The 23,278-nt window shown below is 64.5% G+C and carries 14 protein-coding genes, 1 pseudogene and 1 riboswitch; of the genes and pseudogenes, 6 read left to right on the forward strand and 9 right to left on the reverse strand.

Translation table 11 applies throughout. The features are described 5' to 3' along the window. Positions 1–40 precede the first annotated feature (40 nt). Positions 41–1,057, reverse strand: coding sequence for an AraC family transcriptional regulator (locus KFO72_RS14455; protein WP_060603015.1), 1,017 nt, complete (start codon positions 1,055–1,057; stop codon positions 41–43). A 197-nt stretch (positions 1,058–1,254) separates the two neighbouring features. Between KFO72_RS14455 and KFO72_RS14460 the strand changes: the two genes are divergently transcribed. Then, entirely contained in the window at positions 1,255–2,649 is a 1,395-nt protein-coding gene (locus KFO72_RS14460; protein WP_225032414.1) for a dihydrolipoyl dehydrogenase, read from the forward strand. 64 nt (positions 2,650–2,713) lie between these two features. Here the strand turns inward: KFO72_RS14460 and cobM are convergent, their stop codons facing one another. The 4 genes from cobM to cbiE are packed head-to-tail and all read right to left on the reverse strand — an operon-like array spanning position 2,714 to position 6,472. Next, positions 2,714–3,436: a precorrin-4 C(11)-methyltransferase gene (gene cobM, locus KFO72_RS14465; protein WP_060603020.1), complete on the reverse strand. Its 723-nt coding sequence runs from the start codon at positions 3,434–3,436 to the stop codon at positions 2,714–2,716. Then, on the reverse strand, positions 3,433–4,170 hold the full coding sequence (locus KFO72_RS14470) for a cobalt-precorrin-6A reductase (protein ID WP_225032415.1): 738 nt from the start codon (positions 4,168–4,170) through the stop codon (positions 3,433–3,435). The genes cobM and KFO72_RS14470 overlap by 4 nt, the downstream gene beginning before the upstream one ends. Continuing rightward, a complete protein-coding gene (locus KFO72_RS14475; RefSeq protein WP_054934688.1) occupies positions 4,167–5,267 on the reverse strand; it encodes a cobalt-precorrin-5B (C(1))-methyltransferase in 1,101 nt (366 codons plus the stop codon). Before KFO72_RS14475 ends, KFO72_RS14470 begins: the two co-directional genes overlap by 4 nt. Further along, positions 5,267–6,472 carry a precorrin-6y C5,15-methyltransferase (decarboxylating) subunit CbiE gene (gene cbiE, locus KFO72_RS14480; protein WP_225032416.1) on the reverse strand — a complete coding sequence of 402 codons (1,206 nt, stop codon included), beginning with the start codon at positions 6,470–6,472 and terminating at the stop codon, positions 5,267–5,269. The genes KFO72_RS14475 and cbiE overlap by 1 nt, the downstream gene beginning before the upstream one ends. An 88-nt stretch (positions 6,473–6,560) precedes the next feature. Further along, a riboswitch (cobalamin riboswitch) is annotated at positions 6,561–6,748 on the forward strand. Positions 6,749–6,833: 85 nt separating this feature from the next. Between cbiE and cobG the strand changes: the two genes are divergently transcribed. From cobG to KFO72_RS14505, 5 genes are all read left to right on the forward strand, one after another. Continuing rightward, positions 6,834–8,222 (forward strand): precorrin-3B synthase, encoded by a 1,389-nt coding sequence (gene cobG / locus KFO72_RS14485; protein WP_225032417.1) that lies wholly within the window; start codon positions 6,834–6,836, stop codon positions 8,220–8,222. Next, on the forward strand, positions 8,215–8,841 hold the full coding sequence (locus tag KFO72_RS14490) for a precorrin-8X methylmutase (RefSeq protein ID WP_054934685.1): 627 nt from the start codon (positions 8,215–8,217) through the stop codon (positions 8,839–8,841). Before cobG ends, KFO72_RS14490 begins: the two co-directional genes overlap by 8 nt. Continuing rightward, the gene (locus KFO72_RS14495) at positions 8,841–9,599 is read left to right on the forward strand and encodes a precorrin-2 C(20)-methyltransferase (RefSeq protein ID WP_062916435.1); all 759 of its coding nucleotides are present in this window, start codon (positions 8,841–8,843) and stop codon (positions 9,597–9,599) included. Before KFO72_RS14490 ends, KFO72_RS14495 begins: the two co-directional genes overlap by 1 nt. Then, the gene (gene cobJ / locus KFO72_RS14500; RefSeq protein ID WP_225032418.1) at positions 9,587–11,335 is read left to right on the forward strand and encodes a precorrin-3B C(17)-methyltransferase; all 1,749 of its coding nucleotides are present in this window, start codon (positions 9,587–9,589) and stop codon (positions 11,333–11,335) included. Before KFO72_RS14495 ends, cobJ begins: the two co-directional genes overlap by 13 nt. 164 nt (positions 11,336–11,499) lie before the next feature. Further along, positions 11,500–12,453: a flagellar brake protein gene (locus KFO72_RS14505; RefSeq protein ID WP_054934684.1), complete on the forward strand. Its 954-nt coding sequence runs from the start codon at positions 11,500–11,502 to the stop codon at positions 12,451–12,453. Between the two features lie 102 nt (positions 12,454–12,555). Here the strand turns inward: KFO72_RS14505 and KFO72_RS14510 are convergent, their stop codons facing one another. From KFO72_RS14510 to KFO72_RS14525, 4 genes and pseudogenes are all read right to left on the reverse strand, one after another. Continuing rightward, complete coding sequence (locus KFO72_RS14510; protein WP_225032419.1) at positions 12,556–13,725, reverse strand: OmpA family protein; 1,170 nt, start codon at positions 13,723–13,725, stop codon at positions 12,556–12,558. Between the two features lie 50 nt (positions 13,726–13,775). Continuing rightward, on the reverse strand, positions 13,776–21,764 hold the full coding sequence (locus tag KFO72_RS14515; protein ID WP_225032430.1) for a YadA-like family protein: 7,989 nt from the start codon (positions 21,762–21,764) through the stop codon (positions 13,776–13,778). Between the two features lie 162 nt (positions 21,765–21,926). After that, a pseudogene (locus KFO72_RS42535) lies at positions 21,927–22,058 on the reverse strand (ESPR domain-containing protein); the annotation flags it as partial. Positions 22,059–22,616: 558 nt separating this feature from the next. Continuing rightward, positions 22,617–23,258, reverse strand: a complete 642-nt coding sequence (locus KFO72_RS14525) for a vWA domain-containing protein (protein WP_060603044.1) — start codon at positions 23,256–23,258, stop codon at positions 22,617–22,619. Positions 23,259–23,278 lie beyond the last annotated feature (20 nt).

The following is a 23,278-nucleotide window of genomic DNA, read 5'->3' on the forward strand; positions in this document are numbered from 1 at the left end:
GCAGAGGCCCCGGCGCATGCTGTGCGATTAATGAAATTCTCTATTGCTCCGCGTCAGCCGCAGCGTCAGCCGCCGCGGCCTCCTGCGCCGGCTGCATGGGTCCGCCCGATGCGCGCCAGCGCGCGGGCGTCACGCCGATCTGCTTCTTGAACACGCGCTGGAACGCCGCTTCCGACTGATAGCCGACCGTCTCGCCGATATCGCCGACGGGCGTGGTCGATTCGAGCAGCATGCGGCCCGCGATCGTCATGCGGACTTCCGTGAGCACGTCGGTTGCCGAGCGGCCGATCGCTTCCTGGAATTGCCGCACGAAAGTTGCGCGCGACATGTTGCACAGCGCCGCGAACTGGTCGAGCGTCCAGGGCTTGCCGGGCGACTCGAACATCGCCGACAGGGCCGCCTGCAAGCGCGGACGCCCCGCCAGCGCCAGCAGCCCGTGCGGCGGATGCGCCGCCTCGCTCGCAAAGCGCAGCGTCAACGCGAACAGCGCCGCCGACAGATGATTGACGAGGGTTTCGCTGCCGGGGCATTCGTCCGTGGCCTCTTCGCGCATCAGTTGAATCAGCCGCGCGAGCCGCGAGCCCGCGACGCCGCCCGGCTGTTCGCCATTGGCGGCGGCGTCGCCGTTGCTGGTGGTACGCGCGCCGCTGCGCACCACCAGCCGTGACGGCAAGTGATCGCGCAGCAGCCGGTCCGGCACGGCGCCGAGCAGGAAGCGGCCGCACAGGATGTCGACCGTGTCGCCCGTGCCGCTGTTCTCCGCGACGCTCAGCATGATGTTGCGCCGCTCCGTGACGGGCACGGGCGGCGCGCCGCTGCCGTCGTGGATACGGTGCGGGCTGCCCGTTGGAAACACGATGATGTCGCCCGCGGCCAGATGCTCGGGCGGCCCGTTGCCGTCTTCGAGCACCGCGCGCCCCGACAGCAGCACGTGATACGGAATCTCGCGCACGCCCGCCGGGCCTTCTTCGATCGCCCATGGCGCGCCGAAGTGGCAGCGAACGTCGACACGCCCGCTCACGGGCATCAGCGACAGGAAGCGGCTCAGCAGATCCATTCGAGCCGCCGGTTGAGCCGCGAGTTGAGCCGCGAGTTGAGCCGATTAAGCATGTTTTTGAATCGTTCGAGGATTAGCAACGCCCACGCAGGACCGTACAGTGAAGCTGTGCAATGCAAACCGATTCTACTGGACGGCAGCGACGCGCGCGGCACAGCACACTGATTCCGCCACCGCCCGTCAGAGCGAGGAACATCATGAAGACGCTTCATATCGATGTCGCAGTGATTGGCGCGGGCAGCGCGGGCTTGTCCGCCTTCCGCGCCGCGAAGGCCGCCGGCGCGAGTGTCGTGCTGATCGAAGGCGGCGCGTACGGGACGACTTGTGCGCGTGTCGGCTGTATGCCGTCGAAGCTGCTGATCGCCGCCGCCGAAGCCGCCCATGCGGCGCGCAGCATGGCGCCGTTCGGCGTGCATGTCGATGGCGCCGTGCGGGTCGACGGCCGCGAAGTGATGGCGCGCGTCAAGCGCGAGCGCGACCGCTTCGTCGGGTTCGTCGTCGAATCGACGGAAAGCATTCCCGATGCAGAGCGGCTGATCGGCTACGCGCGGTTCATCGACGACACCGTGCTCGAAGTGGGCGAGCACACCCGCGTGCACGCGAAGCGCGTCGTGATCGCGACCGGCTCGTCGCCGTACGTGCCTGCGATGTACCAGGCGCTGGGCGAGCGCGCGATCGTCAACGACGACGTGTTTGCCTGGGATGACTTGCCGCGCAAGGTTGCCGTGATCGGCGCGGGTGTGATCGGGCTGGAACTGGGCCAGGCGCTTGCGTGGCTCGGTGTCGACGTGACGATGCTAGGCGCGCGCGGGCGCGTTGGGCCGTTGAGCGATCCGGCAATCAAGGGTTATGCGCGCGATGTGTTCAAGGATTCTTTTCACTTCGAGACCCACGCGCAGGTGGAAGCGGCGACGCGGGAAGGTGACACGGTGCGTTTGCGCTATCGCGACGGCGCGGGGGAATTGCACGAAGACACGTTCGATTATGTGCTGGTTGCGGCAGGCCGTCGGCCGAATATGGACAAGCTCGCGTTGCATAACACGACGATCGAGGTCGATGCGCGCGGTGTGCCTGTGTTCGATCCGCTGACGTTGCAGGCGGGCAAGCATCCTGTGTTCATCGCCGGCGATGCGAATGATGTGCTGCCGCTCCTGCACGAAGCGGCGGATGAAGGCCGCGCTGCGGGCGAGAATGCGGCTCGGTATCCCGATGTGAAGCCGCTTGTGCGGCGGGCGGCGATTTCAGTGGTGTTTTCCGAGCCGGGGATTGCGATGGTTGGTGCGCGGTTTCTGGATCTTGCTGACGGGTCGTTTGTGACGGGTGAAGTCAGCTTCGAAGACCAGGGCCGCAGCCGCGTGATGCTGCGCAACCGCGGGCTGATGCATGTCTACGTGGATCGCGCTACGCGGCGGTTCCTGGGTGCCGAATGGATCGGGCCGGATGCCGAGCATATCGCGCATCTGCTTTCATGGGCGCTGCAGATGGGGCTGACCGTCGATGCGATGCTCGCGATGCCTTTTTATCATCCTGTTGTCGAGGAAGGTCTGCGGAGCGCGTTGAGGAGTGCGGCTGCGCAACTGGCTGTCGTGTGATTTCGGGGTCGGATTTTTGGCTTCGCCGGGGTTTGCGGTTTCGGGGGGCAGCGGTGCGCGCCCCCTACTTCGAGTACAACGTCGACTCCGCGAAATCCTCCGCCTCCAGCACCCGCCCGACCAGAATCAACGCGGTACGCTCTATATCCGTCGCTTGCACCTTTTCAACAATATCAGCAAGCGTCCCGACAACTTTCTCCTCATCCGGCCAGCTTGCCCGATACACCACCGCGACGGGACAGTCGCCCCCATAGTGAGGCATCAATTCATCGACGATCAGCGCAATATGGCGCACCCCAAGATGAATCGCCATCGACGCGCGATGCCGCGCAAGATCCGCAAGCTGCTCGCCTTCGGGCATCGAAGTCTTCCGCGCATATCTCGTCAGGATCAACGTCTGCGACACATCAGGCAACGTCAGCTCGACCCCGAGCGCAGCCGCGCAGGCCGCCGTCGCCGTCACACCGGGCACGATTTCATACGGAATCCCAAGCGCCCGCAAGCGGCGAATCTGCTCGCCAATCGCGCCGTACAACGACGGATCGCCCGAATGCACGCGCGCGACGTCCTGCCCCTTCGCATGCGCTTCGGCAAGCAGACCAATGATCCCATCCAGATCGAGCTCGGCCGTGTTCACCACTTTTTCAGCGACGTTCCCGCTCAACACAGCTTCAGGCACAAGCGAACCGGCATAGAGAATCACCGGACACGTACGCACCAGGCGCTGCCCCTTCACCGTGATCAGTTCAGGATCACCCGGTCCCGCGCCGATAAAAAACACCGTCATGTCACAGTACTCCAATCTTCTTCGTTCAATGCGCGCAGCAGTTGCGCCGGACTGTCGAACGCCCGATCGACCTCGGGCAGCGCAGGACGCCGCATCATCACGACCGGCACCTTCAGTTCCCGCGCGACCTCGAGCTTCGCCTGCGTCGCCGCGCCGCCGCTGTTCTTCGTCACCAGCACATCGATGTGATTCAGCGCGAACAGCGCCCGCTCGCCGTCGATATCGAACGGGCCGCGCGCGTCGATGATGCGCGCGCGCCCGTTGCCCGGATGCGCGTCGAGACAGCGCACGATCCAGTACTGATGCGCGGGTATCTCGTCGAGATGCGCGAGCGGCTCGCGCCCCGACGTGAACAGCACGCGCCGAAGCGGTCGGATCGCATCGACCAGTTCGTTCCAGCCGCTTACCATGCGCCAGTCGTCGCCCGTTTGCGGCGTCCAGCCCGCGCGGCGCAGCGCCCAGCATGGCACGCTGGCTTCGCGGCACGCAACAGCCGCGTTCGCGCTCATTTGCGCGGCATAGGGATGCGTCGCGTCGATCACGAGCGCAATGCCTTCGCTTTCGATAAAACGCGCAAGCCCTTCGCTGCCGCCGAACCCGCCGACCCGTACTTCACACGCCAGCCCGTCCGGCACACGTCCGAGCCCCGCCAGGCTATAGACATGCTGCCGCCCGAGTTGCCGCGCGATCTGCAATGCGTCGCCCGTGCCGCCGAGCAATAACAGACGTTTCATCGCGCCACCCCGATGATGTTGCCCTGCCGGTCGATCGCAAACATCTCGACTTCGACCGACGCGGGCACGATGTCGCGCGCCACGTCGCGCGCGCGTGCGCAGACGATATCGCCGAGCGGCACGCCTTTTTTCCGCGCCATCGCAAGCGCTTCCTGGCTCGTGTTCGCGCCGACGATAGCGGCCTGCAACGCGGCGTCGCTCGCGGCATGTTGCGCCGACCACGCGGCGAGTTGCGGCAAGTCGATGCTCGAATGGCGGCTGTGCAGATCGAGATGCCCCGCCGCGAGTTTGCTCAGCTTGCCGAAACCGCCGCACATGCTGAGCTTGTCGACGGGCGCGCGCTTCAGATGCTTGAGCACGGCGCCCGCGAAGTCACCCATTTCGATCAGCGCAATATCGGGCAACCGGTAGTAAGCGCGCATGGCGTCCTCGCTCGCATTGCCCGTGCACGCGGCGATATGCCGATAGCCGTTGGCGCGCGCAACGTCGATGCCCTGATGGATCGACGCGATATACGCCGAGCACGAGAACGGCCGCACGATGCCCGTCGTGCCGAGTATCGACAGCCCGCCGACAATGCCGAGACGCGGATTCATCGTCTTCTGCGCCAGCGCCTCGCCGTTCTCGACGCCTATCGTCACTTCGAAGCCGCCCGCGTAACCATGCTCGGCGGCCAGTTCGTTCAGATGCGCGGTCATCATCTGACGCGGCACCGGGTTGATGGCCGGCTCGCCGACGGGGAGCGTGAGGCCCGCGCGCGTCACCGTGCCGACGCCCGGCCCCGCATGAAAACGCACGCCGGGTTGATCGGCGAGACGCACGCGCGCGAACACCACCGCGCCATGCGTGACGTCGGGATCGTCGCCCGCGTCCTTGACGGTGCCCGCTTCGGCGCCGCCTTGGCCGCCGTCGATCAGGCGGCAGAACACGAGTGGCATCGGCACGTGCTGGCCTTTCGGCAGCACGATTTCCGCGACATCGCTCGCCACGCCCGACAGCAGCAAACGCGCCGCCGCCAGCGACGTCGCCGTCGCGCAGCTTCCCGTCGTGTAGCCGCTGCGCAGCGGCGCGGGCTGTTCGGGCGTTTCGTCGCGCATCACGGTTTGCGGGTGTCGAGTAGCGTGATCGGCAGCGCGGCGCGCCACGTCTCGAAGCCGCCCAGCGGCTGCGCTTCGGCGAGCGCGATACGCGTCAGCGTGCCGCCATTCTGCGCGCGCCACACGACGAGCGCCGCCTCGCCTTCGAGCGTGACGGCGTTCGCAATCAGCCGCCCGCCTTGTTTCAGCGCGCCCCAGCAGCCGTCGAGCACACCCTGCGCGGTCACGCCGCCGCCGATGAAAATGGCATCCGGCGCGGGCAGGCCATGCAGTGCGTCGGGCGCCTTGCCAGCGACCAGTTGCAGCCCCGGCACGCCGAGCGCGTCGCGATTGTGTTCGATGAAACGCTGACGTTCGCCGTTCGCTTCGATGGCTATCGCGCGGCAACTGGCGTGCGCGCGCATCCATTCGATGCCGATCGATCCACAACCCGCGCCGACGTCCCACAGCAGTTCGCCAGGCGCTGGCGCGAGGCGTCCGAGCGTCAGCGCGCGCACGTCGCGCTTGGTGAGCTGGCCGTCGTGACGATAGGCGTCGTCGGGCAGCCCGGGGGTCAGCGCGAGCCGCGGCGCGTCCGGTGCATCGCGCCGGCAGTCGAGCGCGATCAGGTTCAGCGCCGCCGACTCTCCAATCGACCAGTCGTGCGCGCGCGCGTCGACGATGCGTTCGGACGCGCTGCCCAGATGTTCCATCACGATCATGCGCGTCGCGCCGAAGCCGCGTTCGACGAGCCACGCGGCCACGGCGGCGGGCGTCGCGCCGTCAGCGCTCAGCACGAACACGCGCGCGCCATCGTGCAGATGCATCTGCAACGCGGCAAGCGGCCGGCCGACCAGCGACACCGTCGCCACATCCTGCAACGCCCAGCCGAGACGCGCCGCCGCAAGCGATACCGACGACGGCGCGGGCAGCACGCGCAATTCGTCGGCGGGAACGAGGCGCGCGAGCGTCGCGCCGACGCCGTAGAACATCGGATCGCCGCTCGCCAGCACGCACACGGGCGTGTCGCGCCGCGCCAGCACGGGCGCGATGTCGAACGGATGCGGCCATGGCTCGCGCGCGGCGGACAGGCACACGGGCAGCATCGCCAGATGCCGCTCGCCGCCATAGATCACCGACGCGTCGATCAACGCGCGCCGCGCCGTTTTCCCCAGGCCGGCAAAACCGTCATCGCCCATTCCCACTACGGTCAGCCACGCTGACATGCGTCGATCCTCATCTGCTTGCTGTACTGAAAACGCTGCTGCGGGCCGTGTTTCAAGGCTGCGGCATCGTTGTGCTGTTCGAAAAAAGGCATAATACCCGTTCGCCGGTGCCTTTCGGGGCCTAAGAGGGAACACACATCACTGCGATGACCGTGACTGCCCCCGCAACTGTATGCAGCGAGTCCACGCCAATTTGCGCCACTGGTGATACCGGGAAGGCCCGGCGTGTGCAGCGACCTGTGAGTCAGAAGACCTGCCGGCCAACAGTTCGTGCCAGCCAACATCGGGCGGGGTGTACCGATGCCGAGCCGCTCTCCTTCGAGATGCCCGGGCCGTCGCGCGACGTAAACCCCGTAATGTCTTGAGCCACGCTTTCCATTCGTCCGACGCTTCCGCCTTGCGCCCTTCGGCTTGTCCGGGGCTGTTGCGCATCGTGCCCGCGCTCGACGGCGGCCTGTGCCGCGTGAAGCTGGCGGGCGGCGAATTGAGCGCGACGCAGGCACTCGCCATGGCCGGGGCGATCGACGAACACGCGTCGGGTGTCGTCGACATCACGAATCGCGCGAATCTGCAGTTGCGCGGCGTGAAGCGCGGCCATGAAGCTGCGCTCGTTGCAGCGCTGCTCGACGCGGGGCTCGGACCGCAGAACGCCGAGCATGCATTCGCCGACGACGTGCGCAATGTGATGGTCAGCCCGGTTGCGGGCCGCGACGCAAACGCGTTATACGACACGAGCGCGCTAGCTGGCGATCTGCTGACGCTGCTGCAAGGCGACACACGGTTCGCCGCGCTTTCGCCGAAATTCGCGCTGATGCTCGACGGCGGCGAGCGTCTGATGATGCTCGATCATCCGCACGACATCTGGTTTTCGGCGATGCCGCAGCGCGACCGTCCGGACGTGCTGTTCGCAATCGGACTCGCTGGCTGTCCGCCCGTTACGACGGACCATGACAGCGCTTTGGCCGCCGTCACGGCTACGGATCTTGCGACGTTCACGCAAGCGCTCGTCCACACGTTCCTCGACCTCGCCGCGCCGGACGATGCCCGCATGCGCGACCTGCTCGCCGCGCATTCCATCGAGAACATCATCGGGCACGCCGAACGCAGGAGCGGTGTGAGCCTGCTGCGCGACGCGTCGATCCGAGGCTGGCGCCGGGAACCCGCCGATGCCGAGCGACGGCTCGGCGCGCATCGGCAAAACGACGGACAGCGCTGGCATGTCGGCGCGCAGCCCGCGTTGGGCCGCATGAACAGCACGACGTTGCGCGGCCTCGCCGAACTCGCCGGCGGCAATGCGCGCGCGACGCTGCGCATGACGCCGTGGCAAAGCGTGCTGCTCACCGACATCGACACGGTGAACCTCGACGCAACGTTACGGAAGCTCGAAGCACTCGGCCTCGCCACGACCGCTGACAATCCGCTGACCCGCGTGATCGCATGCGCCGGCTCGGCCGGCTGCGCGAAGAGCCAGGCGGACACGAAAGCCGACGCACTAAAACTGGCCGCACAGGTACCCGAGCATACGCAAGTGCATCTCAGCGGCTGCCCGCGTTCATGCGCGGCGGCGCATCGCGCGCCCTACACGCTGCTCGCGGCAGCCGACGGCCATTACGACCTGTATCACACACACGACCCGCGCGAGTCCAACGGCTTCGGCCGATGCATCGCGCGCGGTCTGACGATCGACGAAGCGGCGGATGCACTGAACGCGTCCGCCCTTCCCCCAACTGATGAGCCATTCGATGCTTGACTACATCCGCGACGGACAGGAAATTTATCGCCAGTCGTTCGCGACGATACGCGCGGAAGCGGACCTGTCGCGCATTCCCGCCGACCTCGAAAAGCTCGCCGTGCGCGTGATCCACGCGTGCGGCATGGTCGATATCGCCGGCGACCTGCGCTTTTCGGACGGCGCGGGCCGCGCGGGACGCGAGGCGCTCGCCAGCGGCGCGCCGATCCTCTGCGACGCGCGTATGGTCGCCGAAGGCATCACGCGCGCGCGGCTTCCCGCGCACAACGACGTGATCTGCACGCTCGCCGATCCGTCCGTGCCCGGGCTCGCGCGCGAGATGAACAACACCCGCTCGGCGGCGGCGCTCGAACTGTGGCGCCCGCGCCTGCAAGGCAGCGTCGTCGTGATCGGCAATGCGCCGACCTCGCTGTTTCATCTGCTCGACATGCTCGACGGCGGCGCGCCCCGCCCGGCGCTGATTCTCGGCTTCCCGGTCGGCTTCATCGGCGCCGCGGAGTCGAAGGCGATGCTCGCCGCCAATAGCCGCGGCGTGCCGTTCGTCGCCGTGCAGGGCCGGCGCGGCGGCAGCGCGATGGCGGCGGCTGCCGTGAACGCGCTCGCATCGGAGGACGAATAATGGCCGATCAGGCGAACAGCACGCGCGGGCGTCTCTATGGTCTCGGCGTCGGCCCCGGCGACCCGGAACTGATCACGGTGAAAGCGCTGCGGCTGCTGAAATCGGCGCACGTGGTCGCGTATTTCGTCGCGAAGGGCAAGAAAGGCAACGCGTTCTCGATCATCGAGTCGCATCTGTCGAGCGAGCAGCAGCAGTTGCCGCTCGTCTATCCCGTGACGACGGAAGCACTCGAACCGCCGCTGTCGTACGAAGCGATCATCGCCGACTTCTACGACACGGCCGCCGAAGTGGTCGCGAAGCATCTCGACGCCGGGCGCGACGTGGCCGTGATCTGCGAAGGCGACCCGTTCTTCTACGGCTCGTACATGTACCTGCACGACCGGCTCGCCAACCGGCTCGCGCCGCGCTTCGAAGGCGAAGTGGTGCCGGGCGTGTGCTCGATGCTCGGCGGCGTCGCCGTGCTCGGCCAGCCGCTCGTGTATCGCAACCAGACCTTGTCGGTGCTTTCAGGCGTGTTGCCCGAAGACGAACTCAAGCGCCGTCTCGCCGCCGCCGACGCCGCCGTCGTGATGAAGCTCGGCCGCAATTTCGACAAGGTGCGCCGCGTGCTCGACGAACTGGGGCTCGCGGAGCGCGCGCTATACGTCGAACGCGCGACGATGGCGAACCAGCGCATCGTGCCGCTCGCCGAAGTCGACCCGATGGCGTCGCCCTACTTCTCGCTGCTCGTCGTGCCGGGGGAAAAATGGCAAGGCTGACAGCACCGCCCGCGATCGTGATACTCGGCGTCGGTGCGCGGGACACGGCGCGGCGCGTGCAATCGCTGTATGACGGCGCGCAGGTGCATGGCCTGCAGGGCCGGGTCGCCGATGCCGATGTCGCTTACACGGAACTCAACGCGCATCTGCGCGAGCTTTACGCGAGCGGCACGCCGATCATCGCCCTGTGTGCGGCGGGCATCGTGATTCGCTGCGTCGCGCCGCTGCTCGCGAACAAGGGCGCCGAGCCGCCCGTGCTGGCCGTCGCCGAGGACGGCAGTGCCGTCGTGCCGCTGCTCGGCGGGCTGTCGGGCGTCAATGCGATGGCGCGCGAAATCGCCGCCGCGCTCGACGTGCCGCCCGCGATCACGACGAGCGGCGAGTTGCGCTTCGGCGCGTGCGTGCTGAATCCGCCCGACGGCTACACGCTCGCGAGCCTCGATCAGGGCAAGCGCTTCGTGTCGGATCTGCTGGCGGGCGAAGCAACGCGTATCGAAGGCGACGCGCCGTGGCTCGACGGCGTGCAACTGCCGCTTGCCGACGACGCGCAACGCGCGATCCGCGTCACGCCGCTGGCATGGCACGGCGCGACGGACGAACTGGTGATTCATCCGCGCAGTGTCGTGGTCGCCGTGCGTGCAACCGGCTCCGGCGCCGGATCGTTGCCTCAACGGATACGCGAAGCGGCGCAGACGCATGGGCTGGCGGCGCAAGCGCTGGCGGTGCTGCTCGCGCCCGCTACGCTGACGGGCGATCCCGCGCTTCGGCAGGCAGCCGACGAGTTGCAGGTCGCACTACGCTTCACCACTGACAGCAGCCTGGACCACGATGCAGACCATAGCGCGGCCCGGATGCTCAGCCAAACCTTACGCGTGCCTCACAAAGCGCTCGACGCGCCCGGCGACGCGCCCATCGCCTTCGCCGTCGCTCAAGCGCCGCTCGATCCCGCGACAGTCGGCCGCGCGCGCGGCAAGCTGAGCGTGATCGGCCTCGGGCCCGGCGACGCGTCGCTGATGGTGCCCGCTGCGCGCGCGGCGCTGACGCAGGCCACCGACATCCTCGGCTACGAAACCTACGTGAAGATGGCGGGCCCGTTCCGCGCGGATCAGCGCGTGCACGGCACGGACAATCGCGAGGAAATGCAGCGCGCCCGCCATGCATTCGAGCTGGCGAGCGCCGGGCGGCATGTGGCGATGGTGTCGTCCGGCGACCCCGGCGTGTTCGCGATGGCGGCCGCCGTGCTCGAAGCGCTGGACGGCGCGCGCGAAGAAGCACGACACGCGGCATGGTCGGCCGTCGAACTGGAAATCGTGCCGGGCGTGTCCGCCGCGCTGGCGACGGCCGCGCAGGCGGGCGCGCCGCTCGGCCACGATTTCTGCATGCTGTCGCTGTCGGACAATCTGAAACCGTGGTCGATCATCGAAAAGCGGCTGCGGCATGCGGCCGAGGCCGATCTGGTCATGGCGTTCTACAACCCGATTTCGCGCGCCCGTCCGTGGCAGCTCGACAAGGCACTCGATATCGTGCGTGAATATCGCGCGCCCGCGACGACCGTCGTGCTCGGCCGCGATATTGGCCGTCCCGGCGCCACATTGAAAACAACGACGCTCGCCGGATTGAAATCCGCCGATGTCGATATGCGGACGATGGTAATAATCGGCTCGTCGACGACCCGGGCTTTCAAACCCGCCGGAAGCGGCCGGGAATGGGTCTACACGCCGCGCTGGTATGAATAGGAGGCGATTTTAACGTTTGCATTGAATTGAATCAGCCAATTGTTGATATTCAATCAACCGGCTGAAAGGAAGATTGAAACTGTGCAAAAGAAAAATAAATTAAACTTTTTCCATAGTGCGACGTATACAACGATTATCTCCGGCCACCGCTTCGTTCGCCCACCATGCAAACCAGTGAAGACACCGTCGATACAGACGTGAGCGCACCTGTCCCCGCTGCGCGCCAGCTTTCTCCCGATGCCGTACCCGTCGGTACGCCGCTCGAGTTTCCGATTCTCGACAGCGATGGCGCGCTGCTGTTCGATCGCGGCGCGGTCGTGATCGGCGCGGATGAACACCGCTTTCTGTTCCAGCATTTCAAGCCGCAGCGCGGCGATCTGGCCACCGCGAACGACGACGCCACACGTGCCGCGCGGGCGGCGGCCAGGCAGGGCGAAGCCGAATCGCTCGCGCTCAAGGACATGCATCTGACGATCGGCGCGCTGATCGGCGTGCGCTCGCAGGTCGGAATGGGCGCGCCGATGCATCCGTCGCGCATCATCGGCTTTGCGCCGAACGAGTCGCTGTTCGTCACGCCGCCGCTCGTCGATGGCAAGCCGATGCTGCTGTCCGTCGGCGAGAACGTCGAGATCGTCGCGATTGCGAGCCAGGCGGTGTTCCGCTTCGTGTGCACCGTCGATTCCGTCTGCCAGGTGCCGTTCCACTATCTCGTGTTGTCGAAACCGGGCGTGGTGCGCCGGCTGCGCGAGCGCAAGTCGGTGCGCGTGCGCGCGAGCCTGCCGCTGCGCTTCAGCATCGAAGCGCAAGGCACGGGCTACGAAAGCCTCGGCCTCGTGCAGAGCGTGAGCGCGATGGGCATGTCGTTTTCCGCGCCGTGGACGGTCGGGGAAGTCGGCAAGCGCATCCGCGTCGCGTTCACGCTGCGCTCGAAGGACATGGAAACGCCGATCGAAACCACCGCGACGATCCGCAACGTGCAGCCCGGCTCGAAACCCGGCGAGCCCGCCACTCACGGCATCGAGTTCGACCAGCTCAACCAGGTCGAGCAGATGGCGCTGAAAGTCTATGTGTTCGACCGGATCGACGATGTGATCTTCTGGACGAGCGGACCGAAGTAAGCGCACTGCTTTCCTTTGCTGAAAAAAACGGCCCGGTCATTTGCATGACCGGGCCGTTTGGCTTGTGGGCCGCCTCGACGGCAGCGGCCCCCGTGACCGCTATTACTGCGCGGGCGGTTTTTGCAGCGATTGCGGCGCCACCTGCCACTGTTGTCGCTGCGGCGGCTGTTGAAGCTGCTGCAACTGGAGCTGTTGCGTTTGCGACGGCTGTTGCGGTTGCTCCTGTTTCATCTGCTGCGGCCTTGGTGACTGCGGCACGGCGGGTGCAGCGGCTGTAGCGGGTGCAGGCGTCACTGCTGAAACAGACTGCCCGCTCACACGAATCTCGACGCGGCGATTCGGCGCCAGACACGCGATGACAGCAGCGGACTTGCGTCCCGGGCAGGTTGCGATCGGCGCAGTCGATCCCGCACCACGCACGTCGAAGCGCGCGGGGTTCAGCCCGCGCTCCTTCAGCGCGTCCGCTACGGCCTGCGCACGGCGCCGCGACAGGTCGCGGTTGTGCGTGACCGAACCGAAGCGGTCCGTGTAGCCGATCACCGTGACGACATCGATCGATTGCACGCGCTTCAGATCCGTGGCGAGCGCGTCTATCGCGGTGGTGCCCTCTGCCTTGAGCTTCGCGCTGTCGAAATCGAACAGCGCATCGGCCGACAACGCGATCGGTGTGGCGGCATCGACGATGGGTGGCGGAGGCGGCGGTGGCGGCGCGCAGTGATCGAGTTCCTGATTCACCTGCACGCTCAACTTCTGCGCGCGCTCGATCGCGTCCCAGCCGTGCACCCAGTGCGTGCCGTGCGTCTCGTCCTGCTCCTTCCAGACTTCGTCGGTGAGCGCCAGCAGGCGGCCCGCCGACTCGCCTTTACATGCCGATGCCGATACCCGCGCGTTGGTGGCTTCGATAGCGCGGATCGCCTGCACCCACTTGTCGCGCGTTGGCCAGTTCTTCGCCGTATACAGCGGCTCCCACGGCGTGCTCTGGTCGATCAGGTAGCGCGCGTTGCCCAATGCCCGTTGCGCGGCATTGTTGTAGACGCGCGAAACGAGAACGTGGCTGTCCTGCCGCCCGGCGATTTCCAGGAAGCCTTCCGCCACGCCGCGACGGTAGGGATCTGCAATCTTCTGCGCGGCAGGCATCAACGCCTCGGCCTGGCTCTTGATGCTGGCCGGGAGAGCAAACGCGGCGGGTGCGGCGAACGCCGCCGCAAGCGTTGCGGCGAGCGTCACTGCAAACCGGGAGCGCACTGTTCCGCGTAATGTTGGTTTTCTCATAGATTTCTCCACGTCCGCCGCGCTTGTCGCGCGGCGGACGTATCAGGCCATCAGAAGCCGATCGTCACGCCTGCCGACGCGCCGGTGCTTGCACCGTTGCCCGTGGCGCGCGTCACGTGTGCATTCACGAGGAAACGATCGTTGACCCAGTAGTTCGCGCCCACGGCGACGGCTGCCGCCCCGCCATAGGTGCCGGCTGCCGCCGACATCTGGAAGTTGCCTTCCGCGCGCGCATTCGGGATCAACGAGGTCGCTGCCATCGCTGCTGCACCCAGCGAGTTCATCTTGTCGTTCATCTTGTTGAACTGGCTGTCGGTGTACGAGTTCGACTGCTGGACCGCCTGGTTCACCGTGTTGTTGCTGGCGTTCGTGATCGCGTCGTTCAACTGGCCGACGTTGACTGCGTCGGTGGTTGCCGTGCCCGCTGCGACGTTCGTGACGCGACGCTGCTGGCTTGCGGAACCGACGGACACGGTGTTGTCTTCCGACGCCACCGAGCCTGCGCCGAGCGCGACCGAGTTGTTGCCGCTCGCGGTGGAGGTCGCGCCGATTGCAACGGCGTTACTGCCCGATGCGTTCGATGCGTAGCCCGTTGCGACCGATTGCAGACCGTTCGCGACCGACAGCGCGCCCATTGCCGTGGCGTGCGTGCCGCCTGCCTTCGCCTGTTCCGTGTTGCGGTCGCCATCGCCGACGAACAACGTATCGACACCCGTGCCCGCGTTGCTGATGCTGTTGACCTTCGACAACAGATCCGCGTACTGCGAGTAGTTCACCGCGTCGGTGTCCTTCTCGCCCGCTGCAACGTTGTGGATCGCCACCGGCGCAGCACCCGACGAACCGTCACCCAGCGTGATGCTGCTGTAGTTGGTCACCGTCTTGCCGGTGTTGTCGGTGGTCGTGTCGTACGTCACAGCAGTCTTCATCGAACCATCGCCGCTGATGATGCCAGCAGCCTTCAACTGCGCGTTGTTGACAGCGTCCAAGTCGCCCGTACCTGCGGCTACGCCCGTGAGAACACGCGCGCCGTCCTTGCCCGTGAAGTCGACGATCGAACCGTCAGTCTGCGATGCGACCGTAATGTTCCTGCTCGACTGATTCTGCGTCACGAGACCAATACCGCCTTCATTGATCTGCGTCTGCAGGTTCGTGATGTCGGTGCTGTTCGCATACACGCGTGCGTCGAGGTTCGTGATCGCGCCGCCGATCGTCGTGACCGTCGAGCCCCCCACGATGTACGTCGGGTTGCTGATCGTGCCGTCCGTCTTCACCGTCGAACCGCCGCCGATCGCATTAGCCGTCGATGCCGCCACGTTATACAGCTGCGTGCCGTTCACCGCGTCGAAGCTCGATGCGTTCACGTTGCCAGCTGCTACACCCGTGAGCTTGCGCGCGCCCTTCGTTCCCGCGAAGTCGACGATCGAACCGTCCGTCTGCGATGCTACCTCGATATTCCTGCTCGACTGGTTCTGAGTCACGAGACCGATGCCGCCTTCGTTGATCTGCGTTTGCAGGTTCGTGATGTCGGTCGCGTTCGCATACACACGGTCGTCGAGGTTCGTGATCGCCCCGGCGATGTTCGTGATCGTCTTGCCGCCGATGTTGAACGTCGGGTTCGTGATCTTGCCCGTCGAAGGATCGAACGTCGAACCGCCGCCGATTGCATCAGCCGTCGATGCCGCCACGTTGTACAGCTGCGAGCCGTTCATCGCGTCGGTGCTCGATGCGTTCACGTCGCCCGCTGCCACCTTGGTGATCTTCGTGCCGGTTGCGCCTGCCAGCGTGATCTGGGACTTGGCGTCGCTGTCGTACACGACACCCAGTGCATTGCCCGAACCCGCGGCGTTGTTGAGCGCCGTCAAGGCATCCGCCACGTTGGTGTACGTGCCGCCGCCGAACGTGTACGCCGGTGCCGTGATCTCGCCCGTCGCCGTGTTGACCGACGCGCCACCGCCGAGTGCCTTGGCCATCGACGTGCCCTGCGCGAACAACTGCGAACCGTTGATGGCCTCCGTGCTCGACGCGTTCAATGCACCTGCTGTCAGACCTGTGATCTTCGTGCCGGTTGCGCCCTTCAGCGTGATCTGATCCTTCGTTGCGGTGTCGTAATCAACGGCCAGCGGGTCGCCGCTCGAAGCGATACGCGTGTCCAGCGAGGTCAGCGCGGCGGCTACGTTGACGTAGGTGTTGCCCGCAAGGGTGTATGCCGGTGCTACGACTGCACCCGTTGTCGGGTTGACGGATGCGCCACCGCCCAGGGCGCTTGCTACGCCGGCCAGCTGCGATACGTTCACGGCGTCGGTGTTTTGCGTACCGGCTGCGACGTTGATGATCTGGCGTTGCAGCTTGCTGCTTCCGATCGACAGAACGTTGACGCGGCCACCGTCTGCACTGGCGTTACCGAGCGTGACACTGTTAGAACCCGTGGCAACGATGTCCTTACCAATACCCATCGAGTTGACACCACCGACGCTGACGTTGTTACCAATCGCAATCGAATTGTCCGTGTCCGCTTCCGTGCCGTTGTTACCGATGGCGATCGCATTATCGCCCGCGGAGGACACCATCGAACCGATCACCACCGCGTTCTCTCCCTGAACCGCGATGTTCTGGCCAATACCGACTGCCGCAGCCGAACCGACCCGGACCGAGCCCCCAATCGCTACCGCGTTGTCAGACATTGCCTGCGAGTTCAGACCGATGGCCATTGCGTCGACGCCTTGGGCGTTAATCTGCCCTGCCTTGTCCGTGACGCCCGACATGATCAACTGATCCGGCGGCAGACTCGACGTTGCACCGAGCAAGGACGGAGACCCCGACAATTGCGATGAATACGACGCAGACTTCAGGAGTGCAGGCTGAGTTTGTGAAGAACTCAGATTCAGCTTGGCAATAGCCGCCTGAATGTCGGTAGTCATCTGACCAAGCGTCACTGCATCCGTATCGGCTGTACCATCCGCCACGTTGACGATGCGGCGGGTCGACGTTGCGCTACCGACTGCAAAGGTGTTGGCCACGCTGGTAGCCGAGCCGTAACCGATGGCCACCGAATTTTGCGCGAGCGCGCGCGCCCCCGTACCAATGGCCAGGCTGCCCGTTCCATTCGCAAATGCGTTTCCGCCGATCGCGACAGTATCGCTGCCCCCAGCCTGGGCCGCTGCCGCCTTGGTAGGACCGAACTTGATGTAGCTAAGGCTATTCAGGAAGCCATCAGTGCTCGTGAGGCCAGCCAGTGCGCTACCCACGTCCGTGTACGTTTTGCCGAGCACGTTATATGCCGGTGCTACGATCGAACCGTTTGCCCCCACCGTTGCGCCCGCACCCAACGCAGCCGTCACGCCAGTGAGTTGCGAAACGTTCACGGCATCGTTGCTTTGCTGACCGGCCGCCACGTTCACGATCTGACGTTGCGCGCCTGCGGAGCCCACCGACACCGTGTTATCACGGTCCGCCACCGATTTCGCGCCCAGCGCCACCGCATTCGATGCCGTCGCGACTGCAGCAGGGCCTGCCGCAACGCTATCCATACCCGTTGCCGATGCAGCCGCCAGTGACGAGTTCACAGCGAAGTACTTGAGGTTCGCGCCGCCCGCGATGTTGTTGACGATGTTACTCAGGTTGCCGACGTTGTTCGAAACGTTATTGACCTTCGCATCTTCAGCCATCAACTGGCTCACGTTCACGGCGTCCGTACCCGCATAACCTGCTGCCACGTTCGTGATACGACGTTCCTTGCCTGCCGCGCCCACCGACACTTCGCCGAAGGCCGTTGTAGCCGACAGCGTTGCGCCGCCCGGTGCGAAGCCTGCCTGGCCCAGCGTCGTCGAGTTCGCCAGCGAGTTCGAGCCCAGCGCGACCGAGTTCGCCGTCGATGCCATTGCCGCGCCGCCGATCGCCACGCTGTCCTTGCCCAATGCCGACGAATCGCCCAGCGTCGAGTTGGTGTGGAAATACTTGATGCCGTCGCCGTTGATGATGTTGTTGCCGTAGTTCTGGACGAGATTGTTCAGGTACGTAACGTTGTTCGAAACGTTATTGACCTTGCCATCTTCGGCCATCAACTGGCTCACGTTCACCGCATCCGTGCCTGCATAACCTGCTGCCACGTTCGTGATACGACGTTCCTTGCCTGCCGCGCCCACCGACACTTCGCCGAACGCCGTTGCGCCCGACAGCGTTGCGCCGCCCGGCGCGAAGCCTGCCGAGCCCAGCGTCGTCGAGTTCGCCAGTGCGTTCGCGCCCAGCGCAACCGCATTCGCCGTCGATGCCGTTGCCGCGCCGCCGATCGCCACACTGTCCTTGCCCGATGCCAACGAATCCGCCAGCGTCGAGTTGGCGTGGAAGTACTTGATGCCCTCGCCAGTACCGCTGGTTATGTTCGACAGACGAGCGTCGATGTTGGTGATCGCACCGCCCACGTTGTTATACGTCGCGCCAGCCGTGACATACGTCGGCGCCTTGATGTTGCCCGTCGCCGGATCGTAGGTCGAGCCGCTGCCCAGCGCCGCTGCCGTCGCCGAGCCTTCGGCGTTGAGCTTCGCGTTTTCGGCCATCAACTGGCTCACGTTCACTGCGTCGGTGCCGGCATAACCCGCGGCCACGTTGGTGATGCGGCGATTGAAGCTTCCATTTCCCACCGAGACCTCGCCTGCCGCCGTCATGCCCGACAGCGCTCCGTTGCCCGGGTTGTATGCCGTTGCCGACAGATTGGCCGTCGTCGTCGAATTCGAGCCGAGAGCGACCGATTCAGCGGCGGTTGCGCTCGCGTTGTAGCCAACCGCGATCGCGTTCGTGCCCGCTGCGGTCGCTTGCGGACCCACGGCGATTGCATTCGCACCCGATGCCGTCGAATCCACCAGCGACGAATTCGCGTGGAAATACTTCATCGACACATTAGCGCCGATGTTGTTGACTACGTTACTCAGGTTGCTGAGGTTATTGCTGACGTTGTTGATCCTTACGTCTTCGGCCATCAACTGGCTGACGTTGACTGCGTCGGTCGCGTTGTAGCCTGCTGCGACGTTCGTGATGCGGCGTTCCTTACCCGATGTGCCAACCGACAGTTCGCCGAAAGCCGTTCCCGCCGTCAGCGTCGCGCTGTCCGGTGCGAAACCCTTCACGCCCAGCGAGCCGGAGCTTGCTACCGAACCCGAGCCCAGTGCAACCGAGTTCGCACCCGAGGCGATCGCACCACCGCCGATTGCCACCGATTCCGCCCCCGACGCAGACGAATCTGCCAGCGTCGAACTGGCGTGGAAGTACTTGATGCCGCCGCCGTTGAGGACGTTGTTGAAGTTCTGGGTAAGGTTCGTGACGTTGTTGCTGACGTTCGAGACCGTACCGTCGAGCTTCGCGATCGCCGTGCCGACGTCGGTTGCCGTCGTGCCTTGCACGTTATACGTCGGCGCCTTGATCGAGCCGTCCGTGTTTACCGTTGCACCGCCACCCAACGCAGCCGTTACGCCTGTGATCTGCGACACGTTCACTGCGTCGGTCTTTTGCGTGCCCGCTGCGACGTTGATGATCTGGCGTTGCTGCTTGCTGCTGCCAACCGACAGAACGTTGGCGCGGCCACCGTCAGCACTGGCATTACCGAGCGTGATACTGTTCGAGCCACTGGCAATGATGTCCTTGCCAATACCCATCGTGTTGACGCCACCGACGCTGACGTTGTTACCAATCGCAATCGCATTGTCGGCGTTCGCTTCCGTGCCGTTGTTGCCGATCACGATCGCGTTGTCGCCCGCGGCCGACACCATCGAACCCATCACTACCGCGTTCTCACCTTGAACGGCGATGTTCTGACCGATACCGACTGCCGCGGCTGAGCCAACCCGAACGGTGCCGCCGACAGCCACAGCCTGGTCCGCCATTGCCTGCGAATTAAGGCCGATCGCCAGCGCGTCCGAGCCCTGGGCGTTAATCTGCCCCGCCTTGTCCGTGACGCCCGACATGATCAGTTGATCAGGCGGCAGACTCGACGTTGCACCGAGCAAAGACGGAGAACCCAGCAATTGCGATGAATTCACGCCCGACTTCAATGCCGATTGGCCTTGCGCAGAACTCAGGTTCAAATTGTTGATAGCCGACTGAATGTCGGCAGTCACCTGGCCGACCGTCGCTGCATCTGTATCATTAATGCCGTCGGCGACATTCACAATGCGGCGCTGGTTAATGGCATTGCCCACCGAGAAGGTGTTAGCCGCCGTGGCCATAGAGCCAAAACCAATTGCAACAGAGTTCGAACCAGTAGCTACAACAGATCGGCCAATGGCGACGGCACCATTCTGGCTTGCGACAGCGCCACCGCCAAGAGCGATTGAATCATTTCCCGTTGCTTGCGCAGTCGTCCCCGATGTATAACCGATGGCGATCTTGTCCGTCGTTTTCGTAATGTTAGCGACCACGTCACCAACATTAGAATATGTAGTGTCCCCAACGATATAAGCAGGTGCCTTGACCGTACCATCTGTCGCGACCGTCGCACCGCCGCCCAGCGTGCTCGCCATGCTCTTGAGCTGCGCCACGGTAGCCGGATCGCTGTCGCTCGTCGCACCCAATAACGCCGACGATTTCAGAAGCGTCGCTTGAGGCTTGCTCAAATTTGCAATTTGAGCCGCAAGGTCCGTGCCCATCTGATTCATCTGACCCAGCGTAGCTGCATCCGTATCATTGATGCCGTCGCCTACGTTGACGATGCGACGCGTGGACGTCGTACTACCGACTGCGAAAGTGTTGGGCGCGCTGGTGGCCGACCCGTAACCGATTGCCACTGAGTTTTGCGCTAACACTCGCGCACCCGCACCTATCGCCAAGGCGCCCGGCGCATTTGCAAAAGAATTGCCGCCAATCGCCAAGGAATCGGTGCCTCCTGCCTGTGCAGCGGCTGCCGCGCTCGTACCAAACTGGATGTACTTCACGTTCTGAACAAGGTTCGCCGTGCTGCTGGAAATATTCGACAGCGCATCACCCACGTTCGAGAACGTATTGCCATACACGGTGTACGACGGCGGCTTGACCGAGCCATCCGCATTCACCGCTGCACCGCCGCCCAGCGCCGCCGTCACGCCGCTCAGTTGCGACACGTTGACGGCATCGTTCGGCGACGTGCCGGCCGCGAGATTGGCGATCTTCGTCGCGCCGTTCGCGCCCTGCAGCGTGATCTGGTTCTTCGACGCATCGTCGTAGGCGACGGCAAGGGGGTTATCTCCGCCCTTCGAATTGTCGAGCGCCGTCAGCGCCGCGCCGACGCTGTTATATGTGCCCTTGGCGACGACGTACGTCGGATTCGTGATCGCGCCCGTCGTCGAATTGAAGCTCGAATTGCCGCCCATTGCTGCGGCAGTGTTCGCGCCCATCTGGTTGACCTTCGCGTTTTCCGACATCAGCTGGCTGACGTTCACCGCATCCGTCGCGCTATAGCCTGCCGCGACGTTGGTGATCCGGCGCTCCGTTCCCACGCCGCCGATCGACAGTTCGCCGCTCGCAGTTGCCGCGGACAAAGCGGCGCTGCCAGCGTTGAAGCCCGCCGATCCAAGCGTGGACGATCTCGCGACGGAGTTCGATCCCAGCGCAACCGAGTTCGAACCCGTCGCGCTTGCACCCGCGCCGAGCGCGACCGAATAATTGCCCGATGCGTTCGCTACGGCGCCCTGTGCAATCGACGCGGCACCCGAAGATACGGCCGCTACGCCCACGGCAATACTCTCGGCGCCCGATGCCAAAGAATCGGTCTGCGTCGAATTGGCGTGGAAATACTTGACGCCGTTGGCGCCCCCAATGTTATTGACGACATTGCTGAGGTTGGACACATTCTGATTGGTCGCGTACAGCTGCGAACCATTGATCGCGTCCAGGCTGCCCGACGTAACTGCGCCGCGATCCAGGCCGGTGAGCAGCACGTTGCCGTTCGACGCCGTAGCCGTCATCACGTTCGATGTCGTCTGCTTGCTATTATTGAGATAGAACGTTGCTTTCCCCGACGTCAACACCAGTGCCGACGACGATTGCGCGCCCGTTGTCTGTCCGGAGTCAAGCACGGCATAGGTACCGCTGAGACCCGTAACCCAGCTTCCGCAACCGGTCCAACTCGACGACGCCGCTCCGTAGGTCCGTATCCCAACCTGATCGCTGAGACACAGGACACTCGCAGAAGCGGATAGCGAAAATGCCGAGAGACAGGCTCCCGCAACCACCCCTACCCGGAACGACCGCGGCAGTTCGGCAGCGCCATCCCTTTTCGAGCCGCCCTTTGTCGTCGCAGTCGCATTCTCGTGAGCAGCAACCCATGTTTGCGTCGACTCATTCCATACTGACCGGTACACCTTATTCATTCGTCATCCTTATTTTATTAAAGATATTTCCCATACACCCGTCTACAACCGTGTGGCCTTCACAGCGAAGCACTCATTGCATCGGACGAGGATTCTCCGTTTGCCGTCACCCGGTGACGACAAAGGAAAAATCCACTGTGCTTAGTCGTGCAACAAACGGGAATTGCGCGACCAACTGATTGAATTTCAGATCAATTGAAAACAGTCAATTCGCCGGTGACGAACGGTATGGGAGACGACTAATCGACGGAAATAGGATCAATCCCAATAGGAACGTTCGAAATCAAATATCGAAGAAAGCCTACATACATCCCTACAAATCTCCATTTGATGTAGGCGCTATCCTTCAAAAATCGTACGATGTCGATTTTAGTAATCTGGATTACTAATGACATCATTTAACAGCCATCCAACAGTGAAATATCAGGCGTGAAATAAGTGCTGCGAGGCGATCGCGTTGTCCAGGCGGTCAAATCGGACCGCTCTCAGGCAAGCTTCAGATTGGCAAATTGGGAATGAATAAAACCGGCAATGCCGACGCACGGCGGCGCCGCATGTCTAGCTGAGCAACTCGTGCGGGCTGATGCACTCGCCGCCCCACGCGTCGGCAAGCCGCGCGCAGCGCCCCGTTCGCACCCCGCTGTCATGCTCGAAGTCGACGAACTGAACACGGTCGGCCGCCGCTGGGCGCATGGGCGAACCGCTGCTGCGGCCATCCGAGAAAATCCATAGGCAGCGTTGCTGTGCCGGATGCTTGCGCGCCGCCCGTTCGAGCAGCGCAGACGCCGTTTCGATACCCAGCACGAAAGGCGTGCCGCCACCGCCGCCTACAGTCGCGAGCCACCGCTCGTTCCACCAGCGCGGCACGGCAGGACCGAAGCGCACCTCCGCCCCAACGCCGCCAAAGCACACCAGCGCAACCTCCGCGCGAGTCGCGCGCGCCTGATCAAACAGCGCGACGAGCAATCCTTTGGCGAGCGCCAACCGTTGACCCGCCAGCATCGAATGGGAGCAATCAAGGACGAAGCAATGCAGCACGCCGCCGCGTGCCTCTTCGTGCACGAACCGTAGGTGTTCGGGCTGTAACGAAGCATTGCGCTTCGCCGCGAGCGTGCGTGGCCATGCAATGCGTCGCGCGCCGGCCGAACCGCCTCGCGTCGCATCGCCAGCGCCTTGCCGCCATCGAAAACCGCTGCGCATCGCGCGCGCGGCCGCGCTCT

This window comes from Paraburkholderia sp. XV, from assembly GCF_020177535.1.
GTDB classification, from domain to species: Bacteria; Pseudomonadota; Gammaproteobacteria; order Burkholderiales; family Burkholderiaceae; genus Paraburkholderia; species Paraburkholderia caribensis.